The 10,321-nt window shown below is 66.7% G+C and carries 9 protein-coding genes and 1 pseudogene; all 10 read right to left on the bottom strand.

What is annotated here, in order from left to right:
• Positions 1-692: pilus assembly protein PilM (pilM, locus tag Q0L54_RS07840; RefSeq protein WP_296666875.1), on the bottom strand; the 692-nt coding region annotated here is incomplete at its 3' end.
• Positions 693-783: 91 nt separating this feature from the next.
• A complete protein-coding gene (locus tag Q0L54_RS07835; RefSeq protein WP_296666871.1) occupies positions 784-1,566 on the bottom strand; it encodes an A24 family peptidase in 783 nt (260 codons plus the stop codon).
• Between the two features lie 6 nt (positions 1,567-1,572).
• On the bottom strand, positions 1,573-3,432 hold the full coding sequence (locus tag Q0L54_RS07830) for a pilus assembly PilX N-terminal domain-containing protein (RefSeq protein ID WP_296666869.1): 1,860 nt from the start codon (positions 3,430-3,432) through the stop codon (positions 1,573-1,575).
• Positions 3,433-3,450: 18 nt separating this feature from the next.
• The gene (locus Q0L54_RS07825; RefSeq protein WP_296666867.1) at positions 3,451-4,077 is read right to left on the bottom strand and encodes a hypothetical protein; all 627 of its coding nucleotides are present in this window, start codon (positions 4,075-4,077) and stop codon (positions 3,451-3,453) included.
• Entirely contained in the window at positions 4,074-4,502 is a 429-nt protein-coding gene (locus Q0L54_RS07820) for a prepilin-type N-terminal cleavage/methylation domain-containing protein (RefSeq protein ID WP_296666866.1), read from the bottom strand. The genes Q0L54_RS07825 and Q0L54_RS07820 overlap by 4 nt, the downstream gene beginning before the upstream one ends.
• Before the next feature lie 105 nt (positions 4,503-4,607).
• Entirely contained in the window at positions 4,608-4,985 is a 378-nt protein-coding gene (locus Q0L54_RS07815; protein ID WP_296666864.1) for a prepilin-type N-terminal cleavage/methylation domain-containing protein, read from the bottom strand.
• A 94-nt stretch (positions 4,986-5,079) separates the two neighbouring features.
• Positions 5,080-6,336: a type II secretion system F family protein gene (locus Q0L54_RS07810; protein WP_296666862.1), complete on the bottom strand. Its 1,257-nt coding sequence runs from the start codon at positions 6,334-6,336 to the stop codon at positions 5,080-5,082.
• An 8-nt stretch (positions 6,337-6,344) separates the two neighbouring features.
• Entirely contained in the window at positions 6,345-7,985 is a 1,641-nt protein-coding gene (locus Q0L54_RS07805; protein WP_296666859.1) for a type IV pilus twitching motility protein PilT, read from the bottom strand.
• 102 nt (positions 7,986-8,087) lie between these two features.
• A complete protein-coding gene (locus Q0L54_RS07800; RefSeq protein ID WP_296666857.1) occupies positions 8,088-9,752 on the bottom strand; it encodes an ATPase, T2SS/T4P/T4SS family in 1,665 nt (554 codons plus the stop codon).
• Between the two features lie 72 nt (positions 9,753-9,824).
• Positions 9,825-10,321, bottom strand: a pseudogene (locus Q0L54_RS07795) (shikimate dehydrogenase); the annotation flags it as partial.

Raw genomic sequence — 10,321 nt, 5'->3', positions numbered from 1 at the left:
CGCTTCAACGCCTCCGCGTCGACGGTGGTCCCCTTGAGCGCGCTCGCGACGGCCTTGGTCGCGTCCTGCCCTCCCTGGGGAAGCGCGCGGACCAGCCGCGGCGCGCCCGCCTGCGACACCACCACCGTGGTGGTGTCGGCGCCGATGTCGACGAAGGCGACGTTCGCGTCCATCAACGGGCCGCGGCAGCCGTTCCGCCACAGACCCAGAGCCGAATGATCGACGGCGTTCACGCTCACGCCGCCCTTGTCGAGCACGGCGATCAGATCACGCACCGTCTCGCGGGGTGCCGCGACCAGCAGCCCCCGCAGAATCGCGCCGCTCTGAGCCTCCAGCTCGATGGTCGGGTAGAAGTCGAGGATCGCCTCGTCGGCGGCCATCGGCAACTGGTCCTGAACGTGGAACGCGAGGGACTCGCGCACCTTGTCCATGGGCTGCGCCGGGATCTCCACCTCGCGCACGACGATGCTGGGGTGTCCGAGCCCCACGGTCACGTGCTTGCTCGACGGCTTGGCCGCGGCGAACGCCTGGTGCACCACCTGCGAGAGCGTGGAGGGCTCCTGGATCGCTCCGTCACGAATCACCCCCGCGGGCATGGCGACCTCGGCATATGCGTGCAGCGTCGCGCCGTCGCGCGGGTCGGGACCGGAGCCCAGTTCGACCTCGGCGACACGCACGGTCGACGCTCCCACGTCGATTGCGACTGTTCTGGTGCCCACTAGCGTTCCCTCCACTTCTTCACGTTGTTCCCCCTATCGGCACGCGTTGGCGCCTTCTCAAGCATCAGAGACCCGCCAGGCGCAGATACCAGTCCGCGACCGGAGGTCCCACCGCGGCACCAGTCACCGCGCCCGCGAACATCCACGGACCGAACGGAATCGCGACGCCCCTCCCGTGCCGCTGGCGCGCCATCTGCACGAGTCCGAACACGCCGCCCCACAGGAATGCGGCGAACGCCCCCACAGATAGCTCCGCCCATCCCAGAGAGCCCAGCACGGCACCGATCACCGGAGCCAGCTTGACGTCCCCGAAGCCCATCCCCTTGGGGTAGACCAAGAACGCCACGAAGTAGAAGGCGCCCAGGATGAGCGCGCCCCACAGCGCGCGCAGGGCTCCATCCCAGTCCCCCGTCGCCGCGGCCGCGCCGACGATCGCTATGACGGTGACGACTGCGAAGGCCAGCGTGATCGGGTTGGGAAGGCGGCGCAGCTCGATGTCGATCGCGCTGAGAACGATCCCGAAGTAGACGAGACCCAGCAGCACTCCAGTGCTCGCCGAGGGGCCGGTGGCGACCCAGACAGTAGCAAACGCGACGCCCGTTCCCAGCTCGATGAGCGGGTAGCGGGCGCTGATGGGCTCGCCGCACGAGGCGCACCTGCCGCGCAGCCAGAGCCATCCGAGCACCGGCACGTTGTGCCACGGCTTGATCTCGACATTGCAGCGCGGGCAGGCACTCGGCGGCGAGACGATGGACAACCCACGCGGAACCCGATACACGATCACGTTCGCGAACGAACCCAGCGCCAGGCCGAACACAAAGGCCAGCGCGCCCCCCAGCGCCGTCATTCGGCCCTACGATCCATGGACGTCGAACCGCGCCGCGAGCTGCATCCCGGCAGGGTCGGACAGGCTCGCGGTGGTGTCGACCAGGGACGGCACGCTGACCTTCGACATCTTGAGATCGAATGAGTTGTGGATCTCCACGTTGCCCGCGTAGACCTGCCCGGTCCATGGGTCGGACGACGACGCCAACGCGGCCTTCCAGTCGAACGTGCACGGCGTGTAGGCGAGGATGTTGAGGTCCGACAGGTGGAGCTGCGGGTCGATCAGGATGTTCCCGACCGGCGCGTTCAGGCACACCGGCGTGGTCTGTGTTCCGGTGCCGGCGGAAACCCAGTCGGCGGCGTCCGGGTCGAAGGAGTCCGCGGGCACGATGAAGAAGAGATTGTCGAAGTTCGCGGGATCCGGGTTGCTCCCGTTGAAGTTCAGCGTGCCCCCGGCAGTGGTCCAGCCGGAGTCCGAAACGAGCGCGAGATCACCCTGCATGTTGAGGGTCTTGACGTCGTAGACGGCCTGGCTCGAGCAGCCCTGGAAGATCATGAGCCGACCTGCGGTGACCCATGTGCCGCTGGTGATCGCGTTCGCGACCTCCGTGGCCGAGCACGTGCCGTCGTAATACTCAGGAGTGAATCCCGAGGCGATCCAGTTGTTGATGTCCACGTCGCCCGGCGTGTACAGATTGAGCACGGGCATCTGCTCTCGCGGAGGCGCCTGGATCGACTTGCCGCCACCCACATAACCGACGTACGCCGGGAAGTCCTGGGCGGGGTTGGGCGTGCTCGGGATGGATGCCCCACCCTTCGTCTTCGTTCCCGTCACGGTCACCTTCGCGTCGATGGTGCCCGCGTACTTGGCGTTCCCCTTCACCGTGCCCGTGCCCGTGATGTTGCCGCTCTCGGAGTAAGCGTCGCGGGTGGCAACGCCCTTGTTGAAGGCCAGGTTCCCCACGGAGTATGCGCTGCCCCCGATAGTGCCGTTGAGGTTGATGCCGCCGTTCGCGAACAGGCTCAGGCCCACGTTCCCGGCGCTGGTGATGGTCCCATTCGTGAGCACGGAGCCCGTCACCTGACCGGTGTTGGCGAGGGTGAAAGCATTCGCCGCACTGCTGTAGGCATACACGTCGCCGTCGACGTAGGTGTTGGAGGCGGACATGTCGATCCTGCCTGAGGCCCAGACCGAGTTCTCGACGTCGCAGTTGGTCTTCAGGATGATGTCGCCCCGCGTCGCGTAGATGGACCCGCCGGCGCTCACCTTCGACGCACACAGCACCGTGCCGTTCGAGTACACGTGGGCGTCCTTGTCATCCGAGCCATCGGGGTTCTTCGCGCCGCTCGGAAGCAAGTTGGTGTTGCTGTTGAGGTCGAGGTCGGACTCGGAGAAGATCGCCTTGTCGAGGTCGACGGTGGGCGGGGTCGGCAGGAACGTCGCCTCCACCGTGCGCACGATCGCGCCGTCGGTAGAGAGCGCGGCCGGCGTGGTCGCCGTCGACGTCGCCACCATCTTCAGTGTGAAGTCGCCGGAGCCGGGGCATTCAACATCCGACGTCACGCCACTGTTCACCACGGTGAACTGGGTCGCCACCACCACGGTGTCGGAGTTGATCGACAGGTTGGTCATCTTGCTGCCGCACGCCTGGTCGAGCTCGTCGTAGGCGAGCCCCTCGAGCACGCTCTGCACCATGTCGATGCCCGCGTCGGCGCTCTGCAGCGCGCGCGCCTCGATCCTGGTGGCCGAGGTTCGGTTCGAGTTGTAGAAGGCGGCGAAGGCCAAGCTGGTCACGATCACTGCACCGACCAGGATGATGCCGAGCACGACGACCAGCGCCATTCCCGCATCGGAGCGGAAGCGGGCCTGCAGACGCATGGGGAACATGGGACGGTCCTTCCTGACCTAGACGCAACTGCCGTTGGAGTGGTCCTGCGGACGCAGCGAGATGGTCTTGGCGAATTCGATCGGCTCGTGGCCGTTACCCGTGTCCATGGCGAGTGCCACCGGGATGCCGGGGATGGTCGGGTAGGTGTACTTGTTGTCCGTGACTCCGAACGCCCGCTGTCCGGGGACCGCCTGGAAGCCCTCGTAGCGCGCGGTCCAGGACGCAGAGGCGGTCTCGACCTCCGCGTCGCTGCTCTTGGCGAGCGCGACCGCGGTGGTTCCCGAGCCGTCGGCAGACGCGACGCGTCGAAGGGTCTCGCCGGCGGTGTCGAGGAAGTACCCGACACAGACCCAGACGTCGTCGTCGGCACTGGTCGCGACGCGGGTGTCCAACACCAGAAGCTTGCCGGAATTGTCGGTGACCACGATCGCGGCGTTACGAAGATCGCGTTCGAGCTGCTTGAAGGCCAACTGACCCGACTCGTTGGCGTCGCTGTAGTCGAGAACGTCCTGCTGCCCTCGCAGCAAGTTGATGAAGATGCCGCCCGCAATCCCGATGACAAGAATGAGGAGTATGGAGTAGACGATCAACTCGACAAGGGTGAAACCTGAGTCGTCGCGCGCGAGCCGGAGTCGACGGATCATGACGGCTCGAAGGTGACGTAGACGTCGGACTCCACCGTTGCAACCGGATTGACGAACCCGGTCTGCGTGGTGGTGACGGTGACCGCGACGTGCGCGAGCTGCGGCAGGTCGTGGGGATCCGTAACCGCCGACTGGTCGCAATTGGTCACCACGGCATTCACCACCAACGGGATTCCTCGACCGTCGGCGGTGGTCTTGGCGCTCTCCACGGTGGCGCGAACCGTCGAGCAGTCGCCGGTGAGCGCGACCACGCGGGCTTCTTCGACGCGCTGCGTCGCGAGCTCCGTGGCGGTGGCGCGGGTGTTGTTCTTGGCGACCGTGTTGATCGCCCCGATCAGGAGGGTGAGCATGGCGAGCAACGCGACGGCGAGCACCACGATAGAGACCATGACCTCGACCAGGCCAAGTCCCTCGTCATTCCTCAAACGGCGCATCGTCCCCTCCCTCCTCAGCGCTTACGGCCATTGTGGCCCGGTTGTGGGGGCCGGGCGAGCCGGCCCCCACAACCGTTAGACGGTTGACACCATCGATCAGGAAAGAGTGCCATCCTGGTCAATGCAGTACGAGCCGACGTCGCCGCCGACAACGACGCCACACACGGTGAAGGTGCCACCCGCGACGTCGATGACCGGGTCCGAGATGGTCACGTCGGGGCTCTTCGAGAGAGCGGCCCCACCGGGGATGGAACCACCGGTGTTGTCGTCGACCAGCGAGCTGGCGACCTCGATCTGGGCGTTCTTGAGGTCCGACTTGAGCGCGGAGTCCTTCGCCTTGGCCTGCTGGTTCAGGTACAGCGGGATGGCGATGGCGGCCAGGATGCCGATGATGATGATGACCACGAGGAGCTCGACCAGGGTGAAGCCCTTGTCGTCCCTCTCCTCGAGCTGCTTGCGGATGCGAGCGAGCATGATGTTCTCCTTGAGTGTCTAGTTGCTGTCTGTATTTGTTGATTCGAGCTGATCCCTCAGCTCGCCTGCCGCCCGACGAGCGGGCGGAAGCCTGTCACCCGATCAGGTCGAAGACCTTGAAGATGGGCATGTAGAGCGCGATCACCATCGCGCCGATGAGTGAGCCGAGCACCGCGATCATGAGCGGCTCGATGAGCGACGTGAGCTGCTCCGTGGTCGACTCGACCTCCTGGTCGTAGAAGTCGGCGATCTTGTCCAGCATGGTGTCCAGCGCGCCGGTGTCCTCACCCACCGCGATCATCTGTACCACCATGGGCGGGAACACCTTGTGCGAGGCCAGTGGCCCCGCGAGGCTCTCGCCGCGGCGCACCGAATCCTGCACGTCCTTGGCCGCGCGCTCGATGACGATGTTGCCCGACGCCTGGCCCACGATGTCCAGAGCCTGCAGGATCGGGACGCCCGAACGGACCATGGCCCCGAGGTTGCGGGTGAAGCGCGCAACCGCGATCTTCTGGATCAGCTTGCCGAAGATCGGAAGCTTCAGGTAGACCGGCTCGACCTTCTCGCGCACCTCGTAGCGGTTCTTGTTCTTGCGCCACCAGATCATGAACAGGACGATCCCGATGACCAGGGGCACGGCGCCGATCTTGAGAATCGTGGACAGGGTCACCAGGACCTGAGTCGCGAACGGGAGCTCACCGCCCAGGCCGGCGAACATGTCGGCGAACACCGGCACGATGAACAGCAGCATGGCGGTCACCGCGAGGATCGCGATGAAGAAGACGACCACGGGGTACGTCATTGCGGACTTGATCTTGCCGCGGAGAGCGACCTCCTTCTCGAAGTTCTCCGCGATGCTCACCAGGACGCTGTCGAGGAATCCGCCCACCTCTCCGGCCCTGACCATGTTGATCATGATGGGCGGGAAGACGTCGGGGTGCCGGCCCAGGGCCATCGAGAAGGACTTGCCGGTCTCGACGTCGGTCCGGACCTCCGCCAGCACCTTCTGGAGCGCCTTGTTCTCCGTCTGCTCGGTGAGGATCGTCATGGCCCGCAGCAGGGACAGCCCCGCGCCGATCATCGTGGCGAGCTGCCGCGACATGATGGCGATGTCCTTGAGCCCGATCTTGTCACCGAAGCCCGGGATGTTGATGTCCGCGTTGAGGCCCCTGCCCCCCGCCTCGTCCACCGAGAGCACCGTGTAGCCGCGCTCGCGCAGGCGCGCGGCGACGGCCTGCGTCGACGGAGCCTCCATCGAGTCCTTGCGTACCTTGCCCGCGGCATCGCGCGCCTGGTAGTCGAACTTCTTGACCGTACCGGGCTTCGCCGCGGTCGCCGTTCCTCCAGCCATGATCGCCCCTACGCCCTTCCGTGCCGGCCGCAGAGCCGATCGAACTCTTCGACGGAGTGCGCCATCTCGACGGCGGCCTCGTAGGAGACCCGTCCGGTCTTCACCAGTTCGGCGAGGTGGTTGTCCATGGTCTGCATGCCCAACGAGGCTCCGCCCTGCATGGACGTGTAGATCTGGTGCGTCTTGCCCTCACGGATGAGGTTCCGAATGCCGGGTGTCGCGAGCATGATCTCCACGGCGACGGAACGGCCCGGACCATCGGCTCGCTTAAGGAGCGTCTGACACAGCACGCCCTGGATGGCCGCCGCGAGCTGCGTGCGCACCTGACCCTGCTGCTCCGGGGGGAACACGTCGATGATGCGGTCCATCGTCTGCGGCGCGGACTGCGTGTGGAGCGTGGCGAACACCAGGTGGCCGGTCTCTGCCGCGGTGAGCGCCACCTGGATGGTCTCCAGGTCGCGCATCTCTCCGATGAGGATGATGTCAGGGTCCTGGCGCAGCACGTGCTTGAGCGCGTTGCCGAAGGATCGTGTGTCGTCACCCACCTCGCGCTGGTTGACCAGCGAGCGCTTGTGGCGGTGGAGGAACTCGATGGGGTCCTCGACGGTCATGATGTGGGCGCTGCGCGAGCGATTGGCGAGGTCCACGAGCGACGCCAGCGTGGTGGACTTGCCGGAGCCGGTAGGGCCGGTCACCAGGACCAGGCCTCGCGGCAGCTGCGCGAAGTTCGCCACGACCTCGGGGATGCCGAGAGCCTCGAGCGGCTTGATCTCATAGGGGATCACGCGGAAGGCTGCACCGAGCGAGTCGCGCTGCCGGTAGAGGTTGACGCGGAATCGCGCCTCACCCACCACCGAGTAGGAGAAGTCGAGTTCGAGCTGCTCCTCGAAGCGCTCGCGCTGCGCCTGAGTCAGGATGCCGTAGAGCGAGCGCTGCAGGCTTTCCGGGTCGAGCCGGGCGAAGTCCGGCAGCGGGCTCAGCGCACCATCGAGGCGCACCATGGGCGGCGCGCCGGTGGTCACGTGGAGGTCCGAGGCCTCGAGCTTCAGCATCGCGCGCAGAGCGGCGTTGATGTCGAGGTCGGTCTCCTGGCGCTCCGTGCTCATGCCGACGCGTGCGCCGGCCTTTGCCCCGCGCGGCTTCTGCTGCACCGGGGCAGCCTTCTCCGCCTTGGGCTCCGGAGCAGGATCCGGCGCGGGTGCGAAGGCCCGGGGCGAAGATTGCACGTGCACCGCAGCGGCGGCGGCGGCGGCCGCGAACGCGCTGGCGGGGTCCGTCACCGTGGCCGGCGAGTACGGCGCATCTGCCTGATGCGCGGCGGGGATGCCCTGCGCTCGCACGCTGGGATGCACGATGGGGCCGGTGGGGACCGGACGCGACTCGGCTTCGGCTGCCGCCGCCGCGGTGGCCTCGAGCGCGTCGAATCCCTGCGCGGTCGAGGCGTGGGGACGGCGCTCCTCGAGGAACGAGGCGCGGGCGGGGACCTGCCCGCTCGCGTGGAGGCTCGGGGCCGGCGTCGCCTCAGGCGCTGCCGGGGCGTACGGTGCAGGGGCAGGCTGCGCGGCGGCGTCCGGCTCGGTCGCGGCCGGCTGAGCCGTCTGCGGCGTCGGACGCCAAGCGTCCTCGCCCGGCGTGAACTGCATACTCATGCACCCTCCCTCAGCTCGACGCAAAACATCTGCGTCTTCCCCCACAATATCGGTCGCAATTCTTAGTTCTCTATGTCTGTGATGAATTCCACTGGTAAATCGCTACTTCACTACGCGCAGCAGCTCCTCAAGCGACGTGGTTCCATCCATGACTTTCGCCCAGCCGTCCATGAACAGGGATTCCATGCCCTTCGCTTCGGCGGCTCGGGCAATCTCCGCGGAGCTCGCGCGGCCCACCGTCAGGCGCTCGATATCCTCGTCGATCACCATCACTTCGTGGAGCGCGACGCGCCCGCGATATCCGGTATTCGAGCAACGCGAACACCCGTGCGGTCGCATCAGCGGCGGGACGTTCTCTGCCGGATTCCAGTTCACTGCCGCCGGGAGCTGCTCCGCGGTGACCTGATACTCGACCGCGCAATGCGAACAGAGCCGACGCGCGAGGCGCTGGGCGACCACGCAGTCGATCGCCGATCCGACCAGGAACGGCTCGATGCCCATCTCGATGAGTCGGGTCATGGCCGAGGGCGCGTCGTTGGTGTGCAGTGTGGACAGCACCATGTGACCGGTGAGCGCCGCCTCGATCGCGATCTGGGCAGTCTCCTTGTCACGGATCTCGCCCACCAGCACCACGTCGGGGTCCGCGCGGAGGATCGACCTCAACGCGGAGGCGAAGGTGAGCCCCGCCTTGGGGTTGACCTGGACCTGGTTGATGCCGGGGATGCGGTACTCGACCGGGTCCTCGACGGTGATGACGTTCACCTCGGGCCGCGAGATCTGGTTGAGCGTCGCGTACAGGGTGGTCGACTTTCCAGAACCCGTAGGGCCGGTGACCAGGATCATGCCGTAGGGCTTGTTGTAGCTCTGGCCGTACAGCTCCAGGTTCGACTCTCGGATGCCCAGGTCCTCGAGGTCCAGCCGCGCCGTCGAGTTGTCCAGGATGCGCATGACCACCTTCTCTCCCCACACGGTGGGGAGGGTCGCGACACGGAGGTCGATCTTGCGGCCCTGGTGGTTGACCGACATGCGGCCGTCCTGCGGCTTGCGTCGCTCGGCGATGTCGATCTCGGACATGATCTTGAGGCGCGAGATGACTCCACCCGTGATCACCTTGGGCGCCCGCTGCATCTCGTGGAGCACGCCGTCGATGCGGTACCTGACACGCAGATCGGTCTCCGCCGGCTCGATGTGGATGTCCGACGCACGGTCCTGGATCGCCTGGCTGATGAGCAGGTTGACGAAACGCACGATGGGCGCATCGTCCTCGACCGCGGATCCCGAGAGATCCTCATCGGCGAGGTCGACCTCGCCCTCGATCGACTCCTGCAGGTCCTCGAGCTCGTTGTCCGCGCGGCAGTAGCGGTCGATGGCGTTCATCACGTCGTCATGCGCCGCGACCACCGGGGTGACCTGGAGGCGCGTGATTGTCCTGATGTCGTCGACCGCGACCACGTTGCCCGGGTTGGACATCGCGACCTTGATCACGCCGTCGCCGATCGAGACGGGCAGCACGGTGTGGCGGCGGCAGACCGCCGCCGGCACCAACGCGACCGCCGCACGGTCTACGGGAAAGTCCGCAAGCTCCACGAACTCCATGCCCACCTGCGAAGCCAAGGCGCGCACCAACTGGCCCTCGGAGATGAAACCCATCTCGACGAGAGTCCGGCCCAGCGACTGCCCACGTTCCTGCTGCTCGTCGATCGCATCGACGAGCTGGTCCTCCGTGAGCGCTCCATCCTCAAGAAGAATGGTCCCCAGTTGCTTCATGCAGGCGCCCCCTCACGCGCTCAGTACATCACCGTGACGGTACATCGGCACGCCACACACCACACCTGAGTGTTACGAATCCAACACAATTGTCAAGGCCGCGATCATGGCGCCGAGGGGAGCCTCCCGCCCGGTCATGAGTCTCACCTGCTCCGCGGCCTGATGCAGAAGCATCCGCTCGCCGCCGATGCGCGTACCGCCCAGCTCCGCGAAGCGCGCGCCCAAGGGCGTCACCAAAGGTTCGTACACCGCGTCGAGCAGCGCCGCGCCCTCGCGCACCCCGAGAAGCGACCCCGCCACCTCCGCCCCGGCAGCAACGGGAACGGTGGACACCACCGCATCGGCGCCCCCGATCACGTCGGGCACCTCGTCGAAAGAGACCAGTCGCGGCCGCACGCCCATCCGAGTCGCGGCGCGCACCAGCGCGCCGGCCCGTCCCCGGGACCGCACCGCCACCAGCGGCGCCTCGACGCCCAGCGCGCCCAGCGCGGCCATGGCAGAGGTCGCCGTCGCTCCCCCGCCCAGGATCAGCCCGGACGATGCACGGGCGACGCCGGCCTCGCGAAACG

The organism is Demequina sp. (assembly GCF_024642165.1).
Taxonomy (GTDB): domain Bacteria; phylum Actinomycetota; class Actinomycetes; order Actinomycetales; family Demequinaceae; genus Demequina.
The sequence above is the reverse complement of the archived record's forward strand: the minus strand, read 5'-3'. Positions and strand labels throughout refer to the sequence as shown.

What these genes read in the sequence shown, in the direction of transcription:
- Q0L54_RS07815 (WP_296666864.1), bottom strand. Translation starts at nt 4,985, where the DNA reads ATGCTCGCTCGCATCCGCAAGCAGCTCGAGGAGAGGGACGACAAGGGC.
- Q0L54_RS07825 (WP_296666867.1), bottom strand. Translation starts at nt 4,077, where the DNA reads ATGATCCGTCGACTCCGGCTCGCGCGCGACGACTCAGGTTTCACCCTT.
- Q0L54_RS07800 (WP_296666857.1), bottom strand. Translation starts at nt 9,752, where the DNA reads ATGAAGCAACTGGGGACCATTCTTCTTGAGGATGGAGCGCTCACGGAG.
- Q0L54_RS07830 (WP_296666869.1), bottom strand. Translation starts at nt 3,432, where the DNA reads ATGTTCCCCATGCGTCTGCAGGCCCGCTTCCGCTCCGATGCGGGAATG.
- Q0L54_RS07835 (WP_296666871.1), bottom strand. Translation starts at nt 1,566, where the DNA reads ATGACGGCGCTGGGGGGCGCGCTGGCCTTTGTGTTCGGCCTGGCGCTG.
- Q0L54_RS07810 (WP_296666862.1), bottom strand. Translation starts at nt 6,336, where the DNA reads ATGGCTGGAGGAACGGCGACCGCGGCGAAGCCCGGTACGGTCAAGAAG.
- Q0L54_RS07805 (WP_296666859.1), bottom strand. Translation starts at nt 7,985, where the DNA reads ATGAGTATGCAGTTCACGCCGGGCGAGGACGCTTGGCGTCCGACGCCG.